This window comes from Pseudoalteromonas sp. T1lg65 (assembly GCF_051930985.1).
Taxonomy (GTDB): domain Bacteria; phylum Pseudomonadota; class Gammaproteobacteria; order Enterobacterales; family Alteromonadaceae; genus Pseudoalteromonas.
Genome location: NZ_CP196837.1, coordinates 2888078 through 2908421 on the forward strand (window position 1 = coordinate 2888078; position 20344 = coordinate 2908421).

The window sequence follows — 20344 nt, forward strand, 5'->3', positions numbered from 1 at the left end:
ATTTACTCCTAGTCCACCCCATTTACTAAAATCAGCCAATCATTACTGACAAACAAATTAAAAGGGATTTGCTTTGCAGAGGTTTTCCATGCCTCATTTTGATTGCGACTCGCAACATCAACTAGTATCTGTTGCTCAGCCTTTAACTTTAACACCTGACTAGAATGACGGCTGGCATCTATTGCTATCGCTTTACCATCAAACAAAAAGCTCACTTGCTCTACTTCGGTGTGGCCAAAGATAACTTTTTTAAACCCATGTAACTCGGTTAGCTCATCAAACTGCTGCTGGGTTAATGCCGGATAAAAAGAAGTGGCTTTAATCATACCGCGATAATTAACCACCCCCTGTGCTCCAAAGATAGATGCATAAGTGACTTCACTCAAAGTTTTGCCTTGCCAGTAGGCATGAAGTTCATGGTTTAGTGATTGAATATCATCAATATCAAGCAATACTGGGCTTAAGCCAGCATGCACAAACAAATTTCCGTCTAGCTCTGCAATCACAGCCTTTTCACGCAACCAACGTCCTAATACCGTCTTGTTATCTAAAGCCTGAGTTAGAGGTAGCATTTTTTGCGTCAAATATGTGCTCACCGGGTGAGCGTGTCTGTAATCACCTTGCAACTGAAATATCTCGTGGTTTCCTAATAGGCTCAATACAAACCCACCTTGCTCTGCCGCTTGGCGCTCGAGTTCATAGATAAACCACATTAATGCTCTGTCATCACTCGTTTTATCGATAAAGTCACCCGTTAAAACAATGCCGTTGCTTGCAAAGCTCCAATTACCGTTCGCGTCTATGACCCCAAGGTTGGTTAAAACTCGCTTAAAGTAGGAAATGTTGCCGTGTAAATCACTGAAGGCATAAACTTCTTTATCTTCAATACTGTCAGGGATATTAGTCTGCGCTTTTGTTAGATTATAGGAATGTGTTTTATCATTACACTGGATCTGGTATTGCTCAGCACCAAGTGTATTCGCACTAAAAGTTTGATTGTCACACACCCAATACGCTATCCGTTCATTTTTGTCATTTAACCTAAAGATAGGTCCGAAGAATTCTTTTTGAACATTTATATCCCGCCCAATATTCGCCTTGGTGTATAACCTTATATTTGCTGCGTTATCTCCAAAAATAGGAATAACTAGATACTGATAAAGACCATTTTTATCTGTAATGAAATAAGCCCTACTCAGTAGTATTACAATCAACAGTACAAATGTCACTACGACCGTCGAAAAGCAGACTATCATCCATTTAAATTTATTCATTACGAGTTGGTCCAGTTCAAATTTATTTTAATAAAAGGGGGATACACTTTAGTTGACAGACACGATAAATCATCAATTCAAACCCAACACTTGCAACTATAAAGAAGAGGTCAACTATAAAATCGAGATTCTGGGACATGCAGTAAAAATGCTTCAGGCGTTACTACACTGCCAATTACACAATATCCGAATTTACATCAAGTAAATTATTAAAATCAATACTTAACCACCCGAACATGATAAAAAGAGAATTTTGAGAATAATTATTGAGAAACCACTGAAAACCTCGGAAAGAGTTCAAACTGACAAGCCTATAAAAACAACATAATGCTATGAAAAAAGCCGGAAAAACACTCTGTTAATAGCAGAAAGACATTATTTATATCTGGTACACAAGGCCGTCATTATTTGCTCTATCGAATATGGCTTTTGAATAACATCATCAAAAAGAGCACGGTCATTCTGAATAAAAATATCCGCGGTAACGGCAATGATTGGAATGTTTTTTAATTGTTCCTTGAGGTTCTCGGTAATCTCCCTTCCTGATTTCCCTGGAAGGTTCATATCCATAAAAATAATATCGTGATTACAAGCTAAACCATCCGATTCAAATTGTTCGGCGGATTGATAGATTTCATATTTGCACCCAGCCTTGTCTAATATGATTGCTATCAGCTTTTGATTTAAATGATTATCTTCAACCACAGCCACATTGGCGTAAAGTACCGTAGTATTTACGCGTGATTCTATTGCTTCTTTTATCGTCGATTCGTGAAGTGGCAACACTATTGTAAACTCTGTTCCCTTCCCTATTTGGCTGGAGATCAAAATGCTGCCATTCATTAATTCTACTAACTGCTTAGTAATACATAACCCAAGTCCTGTGCCGTTTTTTTTGCTACCCACTTGCTGAAATTTATTAAATAATAGTTTTTGCTCTTCGTCCGAAATACCAATACCGTCATCTTTAATTGTGATAGTGACGCCATCTTTCGTTTTGCTCGCTTTTACTAGCACACAACCACCTGTTTTTGAAAACTTCACTGCATTGGAAATTAAATTGGTAACAATTTGCACAAACTTGGTCTTGTCACAATCATAAACCGAATTGTTTATTTCTTTTAAGTCACAATGCATAGTCAAGTTTTTTGCGTTGCAGCTGTTGGCAAACATGGCAGCAGTGCTTTCCAGTAGCGCCGTCAAATTAACTGACTCAAGCTGTAACTCCATTTTTCCCGCTTCGATTTTTTCGATATCTAATACCGAATTAATCACGCTAATAAGTTGATTGGCACTAAATTGAATATCACTGATATGCTGTTGAAATTGTTCAGGTAAAGTCTCTTTTATCGCGGCTTCACTTAATACCGAGCTGAAACCAATAATTGCATTGAGTGGCGTTCTTAACTCGTGGCTCATGTTGGAAAGAAAATCACCTTTGGCTTGGCTAATTTTTTCTACTGTTTTAATTTTACTTCTTAACTCAAGCTGCATGACAACTTGGTGGCCTAGTGTTGATAGTGCTTTTCGTTGCCATGGCGATAAACATTTGGGAACATCACTTATCACACACAGTGTACCCAGCTTATATCCATCACTGTTCACCAGAGGCATCCCTGCGTAGGCTCGGATATTGGGTGGACCGGTGACCAATGGGTTATCCATAAAACGGTCGTCTTGGGTTGCATCCGGCACTTCAAACACTTCATCTTGCAATATGGCATGAGCACAAAACGCCACATCCCGCGAGGTTTCGCAGGCATCCAAGCCAACTTTGGATTTAAACCACTGCCTATCAGAGTCAACCAAACTGATTAATGCGATTGGCATTTGGCAAATTTCAGCAACGAGCTCGGTTAATTCATCAAAACGTCGTTCACTTTCAGTATCTAGCACATCATATTTGTGAAGTGCATTGAGCCGATGCTGTTCGTCTTTTGGAAGTGGGGCAATCTGCATTGGAAACCTGTTTTTACGTCTACCAGACATACATGATTCGTCAAAGCGACGATGTGTATGACCATAATCTGAAACTGTTCAGACTAATAATAGTTGAAAGCGAACAATTTGCGTCTTGTTGCCAACCTTTCCAAATTAACAAGCTCAGAGATTGACTCTCCATTACCTACATTTTTAGGTAAAATGCTTTGCATAAGTTGGTGAATGCTTCTGAGTATTGATTCTTTTCATTACGTATCACTAGCACTTGTTGCAGCAAATTCTTTGGCACCTTCCCTATAAGTAGTAAACGTCTAGAAACTGCTTTGTCGGGGGCGCTGCGAATTGCCCAATTGGATTGAATGAAGAGCTGCCGCTGATTGACCAGCTGGCAAAAATGCTGACTTTCAGACTCCGGTAAAATCACTGCTAGCTTTCCTGTCGGTGTCGATAGTCGTTGGTAGGAAGTAATTAACGTCAAAAAACTTAGTGAATCCGTATGTCTTGCTCGATTTCTGCGCTCATTCGGTCCTTTTAAACTGTCATTGAAGTACGGCGGATTAGAAATAATGAGATCAAATAGGTTATCGCTATAAAACGATTGAATATCAATTTGCTGCAGTTGAATATCGGGCCATGGACTACTCATAAAATTATCCTTAGCATCCAAAACTGCCTGCTCATCAATCTCTACCGCTGTAACGGACGCTTGGGGATTGCGCTGTTTACTCATTAACGCAATTAATCCGGTCCCCGTGCCAATGTCTAAAATATGCTTAACGCCTTCGACAGGCGCCCACGCCCCTAGCAGTATTCCATCCGTAGAGACTTTCATAGCAGCATGATTTTGCTTGATGGTAAATTGTTTAAACGTAAATGCAGACATAGTGACTTAAGCGATTTCCATGACACATCGAGATCTGAGAATAAATATTACTGCTATTGCTTCTACAGATTCACATAGTTTTGATATAATCCCGCTATTGTCCTTTATTTTTGATGCATTATGCAATTTACTGAATTCGATCTCGACAGCAAGCTTATTACCGCCATTGGCAAAATGGGGTTTGAAAACGCCACGAGTATTCAACAACTGGCCATTCCTGAAGCACTTACTGGCCGCGACATTTTAGCTTCAGCACCCACAGGCACAGGTAAAACCGCCGCTTTCTTGATCCCTGCCATTCAGTATTTGATGGACTTTCCTCGCCGTGACCCCGGCTTTGCGCGAGTGCTTATCATGACGCCAACACGTGAACTTGCCTATCAAATTCACGAACAATGTAATTTGCTTGCTGAAGGCACTAACTTAAAAATCGGTGTGGTAACGGGTGGTATTAACTACGGTAGTCACAAAGAGATTTTTGAAAAGAACAATGACATTCTTATCGCCACACCAGGGCGCTTAATGGAATACCTTGAAACCGAAAACTTCCATGCTGAAAACGTTGAGCTGCTGATACTGGATGAAGCGGATCGCATGCTGGACATGGGTTTTCGCAAAGAAATGTTGAAAATTTGCGAGCAAGCCACTAACCGTCGTCAGTGCTTCTTGTTCTCAGCAACCCTTGAAGGTGAGCACGTTGAGAAGTTTGCTGAGCGTATTCTCAATGAGCCGATTAAGCTGGAAGCGACACCGTCACGTAAAGAAAAAGGTAAGATTCATCAGTGGTTACATTTGGCTGACAATTATGACCACAAGGTTGAATTATTAGCTGCGCTGTTAAACTCTGAAGAAGTGACAAAAGCAGTAGTATTCGTAAAAACCCGCGAGCGCCTCGAAAAGCTAGTGGGAGAACTCTTCGCCAAAGGCATCAAAACCACTTGGTTACGTGGTGAAATGCCGCAAGACAAGCGTATGACCGCGATGGCTAGTTTTCATAGTGGTAAAACCAATATCTTAGTCGCTACCGATGTCGCTGCACGCGGTATTGATGTAAACGACATCAGTCACGTCATCAACTTTGATATGCCGCGCACCGCTGATATCTATGTTCACCGAATTGGCCGTACTGGACGAGCAGGTAAAAAAGGTACAGCCGTGTCATTGATTGAAGCACACGACGCCGAGATTTTAGGCAAAGTAGAACGCTATACAGATCAAAAGCTAAAACGCCGCGTTATTGAAGGGCTAGAGCCGAAACATAAAGAAGCGAAAGCACCGAAAAAGAAAAAAGATCCGGCAAAAATTAAAGCCAAGAAAAAAGCGAAAAAGAAGAAGTAGCTTTCCAGCACGTGTTGATCTTTGCTGCTGGTTTTTGTCCCTTAGTGGGTTTTGAACGCGGCGCTCGACTTACCGCCTGGTAATCTAAGCAAAGATTGAGCAATAAAGCAGACTGAAGTGAATTAAAGAGGGTTGAATATTCAACCCTCTCATCTTTTCCTAACCAAAATATCAGCGCCGTTTCGGTGCAACATCCTAAGTATTTTCACCGCAACAGTGCAATTAAACACTTAAACCTGCATAGAAAATCTATAACCATCTGATATTTAAACCTTTAATTAATTGGCACGCTTCTTCCTATCCCTAACTGGTATTCACCGAAAACAGGAAGGCGATTATGATTGAGTTATATCACACCATGTATTTACTTTGGCATCTAGACGTTAGCATTTGGCCTGTGCATGCCTCAGAAGCAAGAACGCTCGGACAAGGAGCGAAACATGGTTAATCAGCAAGCGTTAAACTCAGCCATCGCGACGGTGCTACAGCATAGGTTATTGCCTTCAGAAGCAGCATCTCGTTTTAATGTTCCAAAACGAACGCTATATCGCGCGCTTCGCGATAGTGAGACACAACCGCATAAGCGATGGCAAATATTACAACAACAAAAGGCACAATTAGAACAGCGCCTTATGCAAATCAATAAGGCGCTGGATGAAAAGATTAATTAGAGTACACGGGTATCTTCTTAGTCTACTTTCCACCAGCCAAGTCGATAAAGGTACCCGTTGCAAAACTGGCTTCTTCGCTCAACAACCAAGCTACCGCGTTGGCAACTTCTTCGGCAGTTCCACCACGTTGTAGCGGTAGGTTGTGCGCCAGTCTATCAACCCGATTTGGTTCACCACCATCGGCATGAATGTCAGTATAAATAAGACCCGGTCTAACGCAGTTCACTCGAATTTGTTCAGCCGCTAACTCTAACGACAGTCCCCGCGTAAAGCTATCGATTGCACCTTTAGCAGCAGCGTAATCAACATATTCGTTTGCACCACCTAAATAAGATGCCGCAGAAGACACATTTACGATGGCACAACGCTCGACGTGACCACTCGCTCGCATCTGCTTTATCGCTTCTCGAGCACAGATAAAATAGGGCGTCACATTTTGCGTCAGCATGTCGTTGATACGCTGCGCGCTCATGTGCTCAACTCGAGTCTGAGGACTCAATACACCGGCATTGTTTACTAAATGCGTTACCGGCCCTACTTGGCTTTGGATCTGCTCAAACATTTCAACCACCGCTCGCTCATTGGTGATGTCGGTTTGTATTGCGAATGCTTTACCACCTTGTAGCGTGATTTCTTCAACAACTTGATTGGCCGCTGGCTGATTTTGTTTGTAGTTGACAACAACCTGATAACCGTCTCTGGCCAGACGCTTGGCACAAGCACCACCAATGCCCCGGCTGGCGCCAGTAATTAGGACCACTTTATTCACGCTACTTCCCTCAATTACAAGCATGTTCCACTATTGATAATTCAGAACTTCAACACCCATATCTTCTTTTATATGATCTATCACCATATAGGTATGATTTGTCCCGACTCCCGGGATTTCAACAATTTGTCCCAGCACTTCTCGATATTGGCGCATATCCTGAACACGGATTTTGACTAAGTAATCGAAACCGCCAGCCACCATATCGCAAGACACCACATTGGGGATGGCCACAATATGCTGCTTAAATATTTCGAACACTTCTTCCGTTGAGCTTTTTAAGGTGATCTCAACATGAGCCACCAAATGTTGCCCTAACTTTGCTGCATTTAACCTTGCGGTATATCCTTCTATGTACCCTTCAGCTTCAAGTTTTTTTACTCGGTCCAAACACGGGCTAGGACTCAAGTTTACCGCCTTTGCTAAGTTTACATTTGAGATTCTAGCATTGCGCTGAAGCGCATCTAAAATCGCCAAATCAATGCGATCTAGTACACGTGTTTTGATGGAAGTGGTCATAGCAGCACAAAATTCTGTTCCGGTTGTTGAATACCCGCAAATTTACCGTATTAACTGAAAATAAAACAGCATATTCTGCTGTCTTTTCGATAGAATGCCCCCGAAATTAACGAAACTAGACTTGAGCTGCTTTTTTACCTCTTTTTTGCTCTCAAGTCGGACACTAAAACATGTGCATTCTGGCTAAAAGTTGAACACTCAATCTTGTGTGTTATGGTTAGCAATGTGACTGCATCATTTTGTCGTAATTGAGGCTTCCTGTTTAAAAATTAAGAGCTTGGTAAGGTTTTAAAAAACACCATTTTGCACTGTCAAAGTGTTGTAACTGAGTTACTTTAAATGCATTAAATTGCTGACTAAACAGGAGTTAATTACATGTATTTTTGACTCTAATTTTTGAGGGTTGCTTATGCTTTACAACGGCGATTTGACAACTAACTGTCCTATCCGACAAAAGATCCGTGATTATTACCGCATTGATGAAAACGCAGTAATTGATCATATTTTACCTTTGGCTGAGGTAGGCGTTACAGCACGAAGCCGAGCATGGGAACGTGCACGTCAAATGGTGTTGAATATCCGTAGAGATCAAGACGGTCAAAACGGAGTAGACGCGCTACTGAATGAATTCTCACTTTCAACTGAGGAAGGTGTCGTGTTGATGTGTTTGGCTGAAGCACTGCTTCGCGTGCCAGACAAGAAAACCCAAGACAGCCTAATTCGTGACAAGCTGGCAAAAGGTGACTGGAGTTCACACCTAGGTAGCAGCGACTCACTATTTGTAAATGCATCGAGCTGGGGCTTATTAGTTACCGGCAAAATGGTAAATTACTCAGATAAGAATAAAGAAGAGCAATTCGGCGTTCTAAAACGCACCATTGGTCGTCTTGGTGAGCCGGTGATCCGTAAATCGGTAAACTACGCGATGAAGATCATGGGTAAGCAGTTCGTAATGGGTGAAACCATTCACGAAGCAATCACCCGCGCCGCTGACAAAGAACAAAAAGGCTATGTGTATTCATACGATATGCTAGGCGAAGGCGCACGCACCATGAAAGATGCGGACCGCTACTTCCAAAGCTACATGAATGCTATCCACGCTATCGGTAAAGCAGCTAATGGCCGCGGTCCTATCAAGAGCCCTGGTATTTCTGTAAAACTTTCAGCAATCCACCCACGTTATGAGTTCACACACCGTGAGCGTGTAATGGAAGAAGTGGTTCCAAGACTGAAAGAGCTTGCTTTGGTCGCAAAAGAATACGATATCGGCTTCACGGTTGATGCTGAAGAAGCAGATCGTTTAGATATCTCATTAGACGTTATTGAAGCGGTGTTCTCTGATGACGAGCTTGGCGACTGGAACGGTTTTGGTCTAGCTGTACAAGCTTATCAAAAACGCGCTATTTTCGTGGTTGAATGGGTTGCCGATCTCGCTCGCCGCGTGGGTCGAAAATTAATGGTTCGTCTGGTAAAAGGCGCTTACTGGGACACTGAAATCAAAACCACACAGCAAGATGGTCTTGACCACTTCCCTGTATTTACACGTAAAGCAACGACTGACGTGTCATACAAAGCGTGTGCGATTAAGCTACTAGAAGCACGCGATGTGTTATTCCCACAGTTTGCAACACATAACGCGTACACTGCTGCTACTATCCTTGAGGTAGCAAAAGGCGATAACAAAGGTTTTGAGTTCCAGCGTCTGCACGGCATGGGTGAATCTTTGTATGACCAAATCGTAGAAAACGAAGGCATTCAGTGTCGCGTATACGCACCGGTTGGTCAGCACGAAGACTTGCTTGCTTACTTGGTACGTCGTCTACTTGAAAACGGTGCAAACTCATCGTTTGTAAACGCGATTGTTGATACATCGAAGCCAGTTGAATCGCTACTTCCAGATCCCGTTGAGACGCTACAAAGCCTGCGTAATCGCTATAACACGCAGATTAAGCTGCCTATCGAGTTATACGGTGATGAACGCCCTAACTCAAAAGGTAAAGACTTAACCGACATCAACGAATTAACACCGTTTAAAGAAAACTTAGACACTTGGTTTAACGAGCACTTAATCAGCGAAGCCGATGTTCCTGAAGGTCATCTAGCGGTTCGTAACCCTGCAAACCACAAAGAAATTGTTGGTACAGTGCCGGTAGATGGTGCTGATGAAATGCAGCAAATGTTGGCAAATGCTGACACTGCGTTTGCAAGCTGGTCACAAACACCGGTTGAAGAACGTGCAAATCTGCTGCGTCGCACCGCTGACATTCTTGAGCGTCATCATGACGAACTAGTTGCAATCTGTATTAAAGAAGCAGGTAAAGTAGCACAAGACAGTATCGATGAAGTCCGCGAAGCCGTTGACTTCTGTCGTTACTACGCAGCTCGCGCTGAAGAACTAGCGAAAGACGAGCGTTTTGAGGCACGTGGTGTAATCCTATGTATCAGCCCTTGGAACTTCCCGCTAGCGATTTTCCTAGGTCAGGTTGCTGCAGCAATCGTCACTGGTAACACGGTTATCGCTAAGCCAGCTGAACAAACCAGCATGATTGCACTGCGCTGCGTTGAGCTAATGCGTACAGTTGGTCTTCCTGAACACGTGGTGCAGCCAGTGATTGCGCGTGGTAGCGAAGTAGGTAAACACATTGTTCCTGACGAGCGCATCCAAGCGGTGATGTTCACGGGTTCAACTGAAACCGGTACTTTGATTTCACAAGTGCTTGCTGAACGTAATGACATTCAGGTGCCATTGATTGCTGAAACCGGCGGTCAAAACTGTATGGTTGTCGATTCAACCGCTCTACCTGAACAAGTGGTTGACGATGTTATCTCTTCTGGTTTCCAAAGTGCGGGTCAACGTTGTTCTGCACTGCGTGTACTCTTCCTTCAAGAAGATGTGGCTGACGGCATTATCGAAATGCTTAAAGGCGCATTACAAGAACTACATGTTGGCGACCCTGCTCTGTTATCTACGGATGTTGGTCCAGTTATCGACGAAAAAGCGCTTAACACGCTGACTGCGCACGTTGAGTACATGAAAGGTAATGGCAAACTGTTGTTCGAATCTAAGATCCCAGACAACAGCGAAAATGGTGCGTATTTCTTCGCGCCTCGCTTATATGAAATTGAAGACTTGTCGGTACTGAAGCGCGAAGTTTTTGGTCCAGTGGTACACATTGTTCGTTTTAAAGGCGAAGACCTAGACAATGTCATCGACCAAATCAATGGCACGGGTTACGGCCTAACCATGGGTGTTCACTCACGTATTGAAGAGCGTTGTGAGTATCTTGCGAAAATGTCTCGTGCGGGTAACGTCTATGTTAACCGTAATATGATTGGCGCTATTGTTGGTGTGCAACCATTCGGTGGTCGTGGTCTATCTGGTACCGGTCCAAAAGCAGGTGGTCCAAACTACCTTGTACGTCTAGTGAAAGAAAAGGCATCGCCTGAAAACGTGCAGATGACGGATCTAACTCCAGATGAACTGGACACGCATGACTTCCCAGGTGCCGCTGAGCAAGTTGAAAAGCTAATGAAAAACTCACTACGTGATGAGAAAATCTGGCGTAGAACACCACTGAATGACCGTGTTTCAGCGGTACGTCAGCTATTAGCAAAAGTGGCAACGGTAGACATCATCGATGAGCTAGCTGATGACTTGGCTTTAACCTTGTCAGACGCACGTACTCAGCTTAACCGCTTAGAGAAACGTATGCGTTCATACACAACGCTTCCAGGTCCAACGGGTGAGTCGAACACCCTTCACCTTGAGCCGCGTGGTTGTGTGGTTGCGTACGCTGACAAGAGTACGTCATTCAACTTCTGGGCAATTTCGATTATCACAGCACTGGCTGCGGGTAACACGGTTATTACTGTTGCGTCTGAATTGTTCTATGAGGAAGCGCAAGCGTTTAGAGACAAGTTTATCTCTACAGGTGTTGCTGAAGGTGTTTTCCAAGTTGCTAAGCCAAACCAGCTACAAGCCATTTTGGCACACCCTCACCTAGCAGGTGCGGTCGTTGCGGCTCGCTCTTCACGTTTAGGCTACTTCTCACAGCAGCTTGCACAACGTAAAGGTGCAATCTTGCCAGTAATTAGTGCCGAGTACTACGACACACTAATCAATCGTTTGGTGACTGAGAAAACAATCAGTATCGACACCACAGCGTCAGGTGGTAACACATCACTAATGACCCTGGTTGAAGACGACGAATAAGCAATCTAATTGTTAAGCAACCAAAAGCCGGCACTCGCCGGCTTTTTTATTTTGTCGCGCACGTAACAAACTAATACGTTAAACCCTAACATAATAAACCTCAGCTGAGGTTGATAGAAAGCCAAATATTACACTAACACTTCAATTTTTTACGCAGCATCTTGACTTCTCAACCCTGCAATTACATTGACGATATCGAGTAGATAGACATCTTCGACCAATGCGATTACATCGTTCCACTTCGGGTTATATTCATTGTTTTCCCATCTCCTTAAGGTTCTCTCTTCAATGCCATAGGTCGCAGCGGACTCTGCTTGAGTGTAGCCTCTGGCTTGACGGGCAAAGCGCAAGATCGCCGAACTCATTGGTACTCGAGATAATGTAGAAAATTGCTTGGTTGTCATGTCACTCTTTCCTTAAAAAAATACGCAAACCGAATCAAACTTAAAAATCAACTTTTAACGCAGAATATAATAAAAAACTTATACCGCGTAACTTTTTAAAGATTTTAGATCTATTTGTTACGCACATCAAGCCGTTTTTGATCAATAAATGCGTCATAAACTGTTTTACAGGGTGCAATATTGCTCATATAATGACGCATCACGTAAAAATAATAAGGGTGCCAACATGGAGAATCACCTTGTAAGCCTCGCTGAACGCGTCGAATATGCAATTAAACCCGACAGCATTAGAGCTTTTGCGTTAAAAATAGATGTTTCGGAAGGAACATTGCGCAGAATTTTAAAGGGTGAAGATCCTAAGCTCAGTGTGATTGAGCGCATTGCCAAGCAAGCCAACGTTGACTTAATGTGGTTAGTAACCGGCATTCCCGCAGAATGCGGTGACCATCAGCCCATTGTGCAGCAAACGGTTTCAGTTGAAGAGTTCAACGAAGACTTTGTCGTTGTGCCGGGTTATCACGTGTCGGTGAGTACAGGATATGGCGCGTTTAACCAAAATGCAGAAGTCGCTAGATATTTAGCATTTCGTAAAAAATGGATTGAATTTAAGCATTTAGATAAAAGCCAGCTGGTAGTAGTGTTTGCCAAAGGCGATTCGATGGAGCCAACCATTCATAACAACAACACCATTTTAGTTGACCTGTCAGATAAAAAGCTCAGTGAAGGGCTGATTTACGTTGTTCGCTTAGGTGAGGAGTTATATGCCAAAAGGCTGCAACAAAACTTTGATGGCTCTGTACGCCTAATAAGCGACAATAAAGAGTATCAGGACCAAGTGGTATTACCTTCTGAGCTTGAGCAACTTGAGATCTTAGGTAAAGTGGTCTGGATAGGTAAAGACTTAATCTAAAGAGTAAACATGCTTAATCCCGAATATCTCGTTTCGTTTTTAGTTGCCAGCTTTGTCATAGCAGTTGCACCAGGGCCATCTAATGCGTTTTTGATGGCACAAACCTTCACTAATGGGCGCCGTGCTGGCATGCAAAGCGCTATTGGATTCGCTTTAGGTGGCGTGGTACATACGGTGTTTGCTGTGGTTGGCTTGTCGGCGATATTAAAAGCCTCGGAAACCGCTTACACCACAGTGCAATATTTAGGGGCTGCGTATTTAGCGTATTTAGGACTAACCACCCTTAAGGCTACTTTTGCTCAGCAGCCCTGTATTGATAGCGAGGACAAACCGCACGTCAGCACTAAAAAAGCCAAAAATGTGACTTTTCAAGCCATGATGACAGAAGTGTTGAACCCCAAAGTTGCGCTATTTTTTATTGCGTTCATTCCGCAGTTTGTCGACAGCAGCTTAGGCACGTCAACCACGGTACAACTGGCGATGTTTGGTTTACTCTACCCTATTTTGGCCTTTCCCATTGACTGTATGTATATTTACAGCGGCGATAAAATTGCTAACTATTTTCGTCAACACCCCAGTGCACCAATCTGGATAGACCGCGTTTCTGGTCTTATTTTTATCGCCTTAGCCGTTAATTTATTGCTGTAGCAGACGTATTACGCAAATACGCGTTCCGCCCATTTAGTTAAGCCTGCGGTGACACTACCAAAGTTGTCACCATTAACCATTTCCACGTCACCGATCAATTGAGACAAAGTCGCCTTTAGCAGCGGAGATTGAGCACTGCCACCCGTTAAAAAGATAGTATCTGGTTTAACACCAGCTTGTTTGATGGCTTCTTTTGCCAACGTCGCCATTTGTTCAAGGTTGCTCATTACTGAATCAGAAAAGTCCTGATGTGTCACTGACTGAGTAAGTTGCGATTCAAGAAAGCCTAAACTAACTTGTCGCTCTGTTTGCTCAGACATCGCGATTTTGGTTAATTCCCCTTCCCTAACCAATTGATGCGTGAGCTTATTTTGCTGGATTTTGATCAGACGCTTGAGTTTTTCTGGTTCCATTACATCACGTAACATGGCTGAAAGATCTCTAGCCAGCTTGTCGCTGTAAAAATCCAGTTGCGATTGCACATCGTTAATGCGACAGGCTTGTAAAAACAGCTGGTTCGGCATCGGTAAACCGGACAGCATTTTTGAGCCCAATCCACACAGTGGCATCAATTGATGATAAGCCAGAGCAATATCTAAATCGTTTCCGCCAATGCGCTTACCTGTGTGCGCCAAGAAGTCTTGCTGTCTATTGGCGTTGCCACGATAACTTGGGCCCATTCGTACAAATGAGCAATCGCTGGTACCACCGCCAATATCCACTACCAACACATTGTTATCTTGCTGTAAGCTAGATTCGAACTCAATACCGGCCGCCAGCGGCTCAAACAGAAACTCGACGTCTTTAAATCCAGCACGTTTTGCAGCAGTGGTTAAGATCTGCTCTGCTTGTTGATTGCTTTCTTCTCCACCAACAGATTGAAAGTTAACAGGGCGACCAATAACCGTTTGCGTTAACGAGTCTTGCAACTGTGACTCTGCGCGGCGCTTAATCTCCATCATCATAGCCGTGGCAATATCTTCAAAAAATGCGATTTGCTGTGGCTTTAGACCAACCGCACCAAAGAAAGACTTTGGGGACTTTACAAAAAAGCCTTCGTCTGGAAATTCAATATATTCGTCTATTGCTGCCTGACCGAAGAACACGCCTGATTCACTTGCGTCTAAGTCCAGATCGCGTTTTGCCTGCTTAGCTGAATTCAATAGGGTTTGACGTGATTGCGTATAGCTCATGTCTGGCTGTGGTAGGTGTTGCTGTACGTAGGTCGGAACCAATGTATTGTGCATCGCATACATGGTAGAAGGTAAATAATGCTTACCTTGCTCTAGCTGTAGCAAGGAAACCTTTCCTTGTTGCATTACGCCCATCGCGCAATTAGAGCTTCCATAATCGAACCCAACTTTCATCGTAAACCTCTCGACAGCAGAAAAGTCGCGTAGTCTATCACGAAATATCTCGTTGCCCAGCACAGAATTTGTCGACGACTAATCACTCGGCAAGTTAATGAAATCTGTCAAATTGTAAAGGTGTATGTATTGCTCTTCCATTCGTCACTGAAATAGGCAATATTCCCCTCACAGGGCAAGACCCATCATGGAAAATGGGTAGCTAAATAAAGAGGTAACTATGAATAAAAACAAACTCACCCTAATCGCACTTTTTGTTGGTGCCACACTTGGCACAACGGTTTTAACGGGCTGCCAATCCACAAATTCACTAGCGTCGACCAGTAATTCGGTAGTAAAAAGCCAGAATGATAAAAGAGACTACCGCTATCTAGAGCTAGATAATGGCTTAAAAGTAATACTCGTATCTGATGAAAATGCAGATAAATCTGCAGCCTCAATGGATGTTCATATTGGGCATATGGCAGATCCTAAAGACCGTGAAGGATTGACACACTTCCTAGAGCATATGCTGTTCCTTGGTACAGAAAAGTACCCAACCGTTGGTGAATTTCAAGAGTTCATCAAAGCGAATGGCGGCTTTTATAACGCTGGGACAGGTCAACAACACACCAACTATTTCTTTGAAGTAAACCAAGCGTCATTTAACGAAGCGTTAGATCGTTTCTCTGAATTTTTTATCTCTCCAACTTTTAATCCAACTTTCGTAGATCGTGAGAAAAATGCGGTTCACTCAGAATACTCATTGAAAATTAAAGACGAAGGTCGCCGTTATCGGGAAGTGCTAAAAGATACCAGTAACCAAGCACACCCGGTCAGCCAGTTCTCGGTTGGTAACTTAACCACATTAGCAGATCGCGAAGACTCAAAACTCATTGATGACTTACGCGCACACTATAAAAAGTATTATTCTGCTTCTATCATGACACTATCGATTGTCGGTAAAGAAGACCTTGATACCCTAGAGAGCTGGGCCAAGAGCAAGTTCTCAGCAGTTCCGAACAATGGCATTGCAGTGAACAAGCCCAAAGTGGCGCCATTTACAGAGGACCAACTAGGCGTACAAATTAACATTGATGCGTTACGAGACACACGCTCTTTGACGTTACAATTCCCTATTCCAAGCACCACAAAGCACTTTAAAACAAAGCCAGTCAGTTTACTGACCAGACTGTTGGGGCATGAAGGTACTGGAAGCCTATACAGTTACCTGAAAAATAAAGGCTTTGTTGAGTCACTCTCGGCCTATAATTATGGTCCGAATGACCATGAAATGCTGTATATTCATTTTGAGCTAACCAAAAAAGGGCTTGCACAACGAGATGAAGTAGCAGAAGCCGCTTTCGCCTATATCGAATTGATTAAAGAGCAAGGAGTGAGTAAGCAATACTTCGAAGAGCAACAAAAGATAGCCAACATTGAGTTTAATTTTGCGGAAAAACATAATGCCGCAATGACCGCAAGCTTCATAACTAGCCAGCTACAAAATTATGCCCCTGAGTATGTCTTAAATTCACCGTATACCTATGAACAGTGGGATCCTGAGTTAGTCTCAGAATATCTTGCGTATTTAACACCACAAAACCTGCGTTCTGTATTGGTCGCCAAAGGACTAGAAACCGATACCATACAGCCAGAATACGATACTAAATACGGCATCAAGGCGCTAACAACACAACAGCTGGCTCGTTATGCGGCGCCCAAAACCATCAGTGAACTAAAACTACCTGAAGCTAACCCATTTATTGCCACTGAGTTAGCCGTCAAACCGCAAAGTCAGGCTTCAAGTATTCCGCAAGTGGTATTTGAAAAGCCTGGATTTAAGTTTTGGCATAAACAAGACAGCGAGTTTTTAATTCCAAAAGCCGACGTTGTTGTGAATATCTACTCAGACTTTGCCGCCAACAGCGCCGAGTCTAGAGCGAAAAACGACTTATATGCCGCACTGCTAGAAGACAGCCTCAATGAATACGGCTATTTAGCAAAACAAGCGGGCCTTGATTATGACATCAACGCAACATCTCAGGGTATTGAGTTTACCGTTGGCGGATACGACCAAAAACAGGGCTTGCTACTGGCAACCATCAACAAACGTATTAAATCACTGACTATCGACCCTGCTAGTTTTGAATTGCATAAAAACCGTTTAATTCGTGATTGGCAAAATGCCAAACATGCTCGTCCTTACACTCAAGCTATAGGAGCGATGCAAGCAATATGGAAAGAAAGTACTTTTGCACCAGCAGCGTTGGCAAATGCGCTACAAACCGTAACAATGGAGGATCTCGCTGCCTATATCAAAGCATTCCACAAAGAAATTGATGTAGAAGTACTGGGCCATGGCAATATCACCACGACGGATGCAAGTGCGCTTGCCAAACAGTTACATGCAATTAATTTTGCCGACGCTTCGCCAAAATCAAGAGCCAAACAAGCGGTACTGGTCAATAAAACAGGTCAGCCTTTAATTAAGCAGTTGAACATTGATCACAACGATTCATCATTCGTAATGAGTTTGGTAAGTGACGATACCTCAATTGAAAATTCTGCAAAGTACGCGTTATTGGGTACTTTAATTGATGCGCCATTTGGTCAAAATATTCGCACCGAAAAGCAGTTGGGTTATGTTGTTGGTACTAGCCAACACTTTGTGAATGGCTTACCTACGCTGTTATTTATCATTCAATCTCATGCGGCGGGCCCGGTTGAGCTGCAAGGTCATGTCAATGCGTTTTTGGAAGGCTTTGAAAGCACCATTGCCAATATGCCAGAAGCAGAATTCCAGAAGTATAAAATGGCCGTGATTAATGACCTTACGGCCAAGGATAAAAACCTCAGCGAGCGTACACAAAGCTACAGCCACAACATTGAACTGGGGTACGCGCAGTTTGACAGAAATGCGCAATTAGCCAACGCAGTCGACGCGCTGACCTTGGACGACATTAAAGGTGCATATAAGGAAGTGGTCTTAAATGGCTCGCCAATTATCACCAGAAGCTTTGGACAAGCGCATCGAAATACCGAGGATTTCAAAAATGCATTGACCGACAGCAGCTTGTGTAAAAAAGATGCCTGTTTTTCAAACCAACTAACGCGCGCCGTTAGATTATAACTGACTTAAACTCGCATTGAGGGGCAATCCCTCAATGCGTTACTATGATTTATGACTGAGCCTACCTGTTCTATCCGCCTTTTATGCCCCGGACAATACACCTCCACCGCAAACCAAAATTTTTGATTCCTGTTCAATACATTAGACAAGCTCATGACTATGATTTTGTGCATAGCGACGCTGTGGAACATTAAACAAAGTGGCGAAGTACTTTTAGCACACAGTGAGTAAACCAAGGACTGATATTTACCACATCAAAGTAAATATCATGCACCTCAACTGAGGTTTATAAACACACAAAGGTGGGTCATGATAGATAAGCACGCAACTCCTTCTTTAAAAATCTTGTATTACATGTTGATTGGGCAATGTAACTATTTTCGCACGGATAACCCTCTCGAAAAGGTATCTTGCCCGCTGTGTAACCAAGAGCGCGAACAAAATGAGAATAGACAGCAGGAATACTCAAGTGAACCTAGCAAGCGAGAATTTAGTAACAAGTAAAAACGGTGGGATTACCGTGATCCTCACCCGCTTTCAACGGAGCAAGGATCACAACCATTAGTTTTGCGGTTTCTGACGAGGTTGTTCAGTTTTGCGGATCACCCAACCATCGACAGTCATGGTGAATAATGTGAGCACTAATATTGCGGCTACGATGATTTTGAAATCTGTGTAACTGTTATATACCACTACGGTGTAAACAGCCGAGGACTTATCAAAACCAATTATGTAGGGATGTCTTATTAAATGCTCAATAACCATTGCTAGGTTGTAGGTGATTGAGATGCAGTAAAGGAAGATAATGGCATATTCTTGCTTAGCTTTATGGGTGTTTTTAAATAAATTGGCCACGGATGAATAACGCGCAGCGATGGGCCTTATTATATGCACTCGATAAATAAGCATCAAAACAATAACTAGCTCCATGAGCGAATAGAACAGCTGGGTTTCTATTAACGTGAAAGTTACAAAGTGTAGGATGGTAACACTGACCAAATGCACTCCCATGATCACTGCGACCATGTAAACACGGTGTCCGTCATGTCGATTAACAATAGCAACCAACAACAGCAAAACGATGAAAACTGTTCTGATTGTGTTATAAACGTTTTCAAAATAGCTTAGAATTAAATCCATACACTACCTACCGCCTAGGAATGTTCGAGTTTAAATGGAAGATGCTGATTAGCCCCATTCACGTTGTTAATCTGAGGTGCGACGGGCAGTTGGGGGAGACTCGATGGATCTCCACCACCGACAACTGTTCCTCCAAACACTGCATTTAAAGATGATTTGCTAGTAATGTTTTTTAACACTGACTTTTTCAGCACTAACTTTTTTGTAACTTTATTCATCTCAGCCACCTTGAACACGATGAGTATCGGGCAACCTAATATTACTTTCTGCTTCAGGAACACTTGATGGGTCCACGCCACCAGCCGGAAACCCACCAAAAATGGTCTTCAAAACAGACTTTTTTAGTACGAGTTTTTTACTGTTTTTACTCACCGTTGGCTCCTCCAATAACAATTGAAAATGGCCATAAAAAAAATAAGCCAATATACATCGTCACTATCCTACTGTAACTAATAGAAAAAGACTTTGTATAGCACTTATAACTCACTTTAACACCTATGGAAAATAGACATTGCTTTGAGGCTTTTGATTTGCCTCATATATCGGTTGCTGCTGAGGCGTGCTGGATTGATTACCATCACCTATTATTGTGCCTCCAAATACAGCTTTTAAAGATGATTCGCTTATAATATTTTTTAACACTGACTTTTTCAGTATTAATTTTTTAAAGTTGGCCGCCATTACTGATCCCCTTCGTCGGTAAACTGTTTAATAAACTCTTTTTTATCATCTCGATTTAGTTTGAGAAACATTTTTTTAAAGTGTGCAATGGTCTTAGCATTAAACAAGATATCTCGCACCGGCAGCTTTTTGTGTCGGTTGCGGATATTGATAAAGTTTTCGACGCAATCTTGGTAGAGTTTATCGTTGGGTCTGGTTACGCCCGCTTCCCAATTGGCAATAGTGCCGTGAGACACTCCAGCCACCTTAGCAAACTGCCTTAAGTTCATTCCTAAGGTAAGGCGCATATATTTAACTAGATCTGGGTCATACTCGCGAGTCAACAAATCCAAGTCAGTTGTAATTAAACAACTAATTTCTTCATCATTTAACATTTTTGTGGGCATTCCCTACAGACTAGTTATCTCCATGGCCAAGAATGTTAACCTAAAGTAAAAAAATTAACAAGGCGGTTTTTACATTTGGATTACTAAG

The 20344-nt window shown here is 42.8% G+C and carries 19 protein-coding genes; 7 read left to right on the top strand and 12 right to left on the bottom strand.

From position 1 onward, the window contains the following. Positions 1 to 8: 8 nt before the first annotated feature. The 3 genes from ACSLBF_RS12705 to ACSLBF_RS12715 all read right to left on the bottom strand — a co-directional run bounded on the left by ACSLBF_RS12705 (position 9) and on the right by ACSLBF_RS12715 (position 4098). Positions 9 to 1274 (bottom strand): metallophosphoesterase, encoded by a 1266-nt coding sequence (locus tag ACSLBF_RS12705; protein ID WP_440053747.1) that lies wholly within the window; start codon positions 1272 to 1274, stop codon positions 9 to 11. 375 nt (positions 1275 to 1649) lie between these two features. Further along, positions 1650 to 3263, bottom strand: a complete 1614-nt coding sequence (locus tag ACSLBF_RS12710) for a hybrid sensor histidine kinase/response regulator (protein WP_440053748.1) — start codon at positions 3261 to 3263, stop codon at positions 1650 to 1652. 136 nt (positions 3264 to 3399) lie between these two features. Beyond that, entirely contained in the window at positions 3400 to 4098 is a 699-nt protein-coding gene (locus tag ACSLBF_RS12715) for a tRNA1(Val) (adenine(37)-N6)-methyltransferase (protein WP_440053749.1), read from the bottom strand. Between the two features lie 120 nt (positions 4099 to 4218). Here ACSLBF_RS12715 and srmB point away from each other — a divergent pair, with 120 nt between their 5' ends. Together srmB and ACSLBF_RS12725 are read left to right on the top strand one after the other, a co-directional pair. Continuing rightward, positions 4219 to 5436 carry an ATP-dependent RNA helicase SrmB gene (srmB, locus tag ACSLBF_RS12720; RefSeq protein WP_440053750.1) on the top strand — a complete coding sequence of 406 codons (1218 nt, stop codon included), beginning with the start codon at positions 4219 to 4221 and terminating at the stop codon, positions 5434 to 5436. Positions 5437 to 5876: 440 nt separating this feature from the next. After that, positions 5877 to 6107, top strand: a complete 231-nt coding sequence (locus tag ACSLBF_RS12725; protein ID WP_440053751.1) for a helix-turn-helix domain-containing protein — start codon at positions 5877 to 5879, stop codon at positions 6105 to 6107. A gap of 22 nt (positions 6108 to 6129) precedes the next feature. Here the strand turns inward: ACSLBF_RS12725 and ACSLBF_RS12730 are convergent, their stop codons facing one another. Both ACSLBF_RS12730 and ACSLBF_RS12735 read right to left on the bottom strand, forming a co-directional pair. Further along, positions 6130 to 6876 (bottom strand): SDR family oxidoreductase, encoded by a 747-nt coding sequence (locus ACSLBF_RS12730; RefSeq protein ID WP_440053752.1) that lies wholly within the window; start codon positions 6874 to 6876, stop codon positions 6130 to 6132. 30 nt (positions 6877 to 6906) lie between these two features. After that, positions 6907 to 7395 carry a winged helix-turn-helix transcriptional regulator gene (locus ACSLBF_RS12735; RefSeq protein WP_440053753.1) on the bottom strand — a complete coding sequence of 163 codons (489 nt, stop codon included), beginning with the start codon at positions 7393 to 7395 and terminating at the stop codon, positions 6907 to 6909. A 409-nt stretch (positions 7396 to 7804) separates the two neighbouring features. On the opposite strand from ACSLBF_RS12735, the gene putA reads away from it, so the two are divergent. After that, positions 7805 to 11608 (top strand): bifunctional proline dehydrogenase/L-glutamate gamma-semialdehyde dehydrogenase PutA, encoded by a 3804-nt coding sequence (putA, locus tag ACSLBF_RS12740; RefSeq protein ID WP_440053754.1) that lies wholly within the window; start codon positions 7805 to 7807, stop codon positions 11606 to 11608. 149 nt (positions 11609 to 11757) lie between these two features. Here putA and ACSLBF_RS12745 read toward each other — a convergent pair whose 3' ends face one another. After that, positions 11758 to 12012 (bottom strand): helix-turn-helix domain-containing protein, encoded by a 255-nt coding sequence (locus ACSLBF_RS12745; RefSeq protein ID WP_440053755.1) that lies wholly within the window; start codon positions 12010 to 12012, stop codon positions 11758 to 11760. Between the two features lie 226 nt (positions 12013 to 12238). On the opposite strand from ACSLBF_RS12745, the gene ACSLBF_RS12750 reads away from it, so the two are divergent. Both ACSLBF_RS12750 and ACSLBF_RS12755 read left to right on the top strand, forming a co-directional pair. Then, complete coding sequence (locus ACSLBF_RS12750; protein WP_440053756.1) at positions 12239 to 12922, top strand: XRE family transcriptional regulator; 684 nt, start codon at positions 12239 to 12241, stop codon at positions 12920 to 12922. A gap of 9 nt (positions 12923 to 12931) precedes the next feature. Further along, positions 12932 to 13570 (top strand): LysE family translocator, encoded by a 639-nt coding sequence (locus ACSLBF_RS12755; protein ID WP_440053757.1) that lies wholly within the window; start codon positions 12932 to 12934, stop codon positions 13568 to 13570. Positions 13571 to 13578: 8 nt separating this feature from the next. On the opposite strand, the gene yegD is transcribed toward ACSLBF_RS12755, so the two are convergent. Next, positions 13579 to 14937, bottom strand: coding sequence for a molecular chaperone (yegD, locus tag ACSLBF_RS12760; protein WP_440053758.1), 1359 nt, complete (start codon positions 14935 to 14937; stop codon positions 13579 to 13581). 220 nt (positions 14938 to 15157) lie between these two features. Between yegD and ACSLBF_RS12765 the strand changes: the two genes are divergently transcribed. Then, positions 15158 to 18049, top strand: a complete 2892-nt coding sequence (locus ACSLBF_RS12765) for an insulinase family protein (RefSeq protein ID WP_440053759.1) — start codon at positions 15158 to 15160, stop codon at positions 18047 to 18049. Between the two features lie 309 nt (positions 18050 to 18358). Next, on the top strand, positions 18359 to 18553 hold the full coding sequence (locus ACSLBF_RS12770; RefSeq protein WP_440053760.1) for a hypothetical protein: 195 nt from the start codon (positions 18359 to 18361) through the stop codon (positions 18551 to 18553). Positions 18554 to 18610: 57 nt separating this feature from the next. Here ACSLBF_RS12770 and ACSLBF_RS12775 read toward each other — a convergent pair whose 3' ends face one another. From ACSLBF_RS12775 to ACSLBF_RS12795, 5 genes are all read right to left on the bottom strand, one after another. Beyond that, positions 18611 to 19189, bottom strand: a complete 579-nt coding sequence (locus ACSLBF_RS12775) for a hypothetical protein (RefSeq protein WP_440053761.1) — start codon at positions 19187 to 19189, stop codon at positions 18611 to 18613. A 14-nt stretch (positions 19190 to 19203) separates the two neighbouring features. Beyond that, a complete protein-coding gene (locus ACSLBF_RS12780; protein ID WP_440053762.1) occupies positions 19204 to 19407 on the bottom strand; it encodes a hypothetical protein in 204 nt (67 codons plus the stop codon). A gap of 1 nt (position 19408) precedes the next feature. After that, a complete protein-coding gene (locus ACSLBF_RS12785; RefSeq protein WP_440053763.1) occupies positions 19409 to 19561 on the bottom strand; it encodes a hypothetical protein in 153 nt (50 codons plus the stop codon). 123 nt (positions 19562 to 19684) lie between these two features. Beyond that, positions 19685 to 19870 carry a hypothetical protein gene (locus ACSLBF_RS12790; protein ID WP_440053764.1) on the bottom strand — a complete coding sequence of 62 codons (186 nt, stop codon included), beginning with the start codon at positions 19868 to 19870 and terminating at the stop codon, positions 19685 to 19687. Next, the gene (locus ACSLBF_RS12795; RefSeq protein WP_440053765.1) at positions 19870 to 20244 is read right to left on the bottom strand and encodes a helix-turn-helix domain-containing protein; all 375 of its coding nucleotides are present in this window, start codon (positions 20242 to 20244) and stop codon (positions 19870 to 19872) included. Before ACSLBF_RS12795 ends, ACSLBF_RS12790 begins: the two co-directional genes overlap by 1 nt. Positions 20245 to 20344 lie beyond the last annotated feature (100 nt).

Coding starts and splice junctions, on each gene's coding strand:
- ACSLBF_RS12770 (WP_440053760.1), top strand. CDS start 18,359: ATGATAGATAAGCACGCAACTCCTTCTTTAAAAATCTTGTATTACATG.
- ACSLBF_RS12780 (WP_440053762.1), bottom strand. CDS start 19,407: ATGAATAAAGTTACAAAAAAGTTAGTGCTGAAAAAGTCAGTGTTAAAA.
- ACSLBF_RS12715 (WP_440053749.1), bottom strand. CDS start 4,098: ATGTCTGCATTTACGTTTAAACAATTTACCATCAAGCAAAATCATGCT.
- ACSLBF_RS12790 (WP_440053764.1), bottom strand. CDS start 19,870: ATGGCGGCCAACTTTAAAAAATTAATACTGAAAAAGTCAGTGTTAAAA.
- yegD (WP_440053758.1), bottom strand. CDS start 14,937: ATGAAAGTTGGGTTCGATTATGGAAGCTCTAATTGCGCGATGGGCGTA.
- ACSLBF_RS12710 (WP_440053748.1), bottom strand. CDS start 3,263: ATGTCTGGTAGACGTAAAAACAGGTTTCCAATGCAGATTGCCCCACTT.
- srmB (WP_440053750.1), top strand. CDS start 4,219: ATGCAATTTACTGAATTCGATCTCGACAGCAAGCTTATTACCGCCATT.
- ACSLBF_RS12755 (WP_440053757.1), top strand. CDS start 12,932: ATGCTTAATCCCGAATATCTCGTTTCGTTTTTAGTTGCCAGCTTTGTC.
- ACSLBF_RS12795 (WP_440053765.1), bottom strand. CDS start 20,244: ATGTTAAATGATGAAGAAATTAGTTGTTTAATTACAACTGACTTGGAT.
- ACSLBF_RS12750 (WP_440053756.1), top strand. CDS start 12,239: ATGGAGAATCACCTTGTAAGCCTCGCTGAACGCGTCGAATATGCAATT.
- ACSLBF_RS12725 (WP_440053751.1), top strand. CDS start 5,877: ATGGTTAATCAGCAAGCGTTAAACTCAGCCATCGCGACGGTGCTACAG.
- ACSLBF_RS12745 (WP_440053755.1), bottom strand. CDS start 12,012: ATGACAACCAAGCAATTTTCTACATTATCTCGAGTACCAATGAGTTCG.
- ACSLBF_RS12775 (WP_440053761.1), bottom strand. CDS start 19,189: ATGGATTTAATTCTAAGCTATTTTGAAAACGTTTATAACACAATCAGA.
- ACSLBF_RS12735 (WP_440053753.1), bottom strand. CDS start 7,395: ATGACCACTTCCATCAAAACACGTGTACTAGATCGCATTGATTTGGCG.
- putA (WP_440053754.1), top strand. CDS start 7,805: ATGCTTTACAACGGCGATTTGACAACTAACTGTCCTATCCGACAAAAG.
- ACSLBF_RS12705 (WP_440053747.1), bottom strand. CDS start 1,274: ATGAATAAATTTAAATGGATGATAGTCTGCTTTTCGACGGTCGTAGTG.
- ACSLBF_RS12765 (WP_440053759.1), top strand. CDS start 15,158: ATGAATAAAAACAAACTCACCCTAATCGCACTTTTTGTTGGTGCCACA.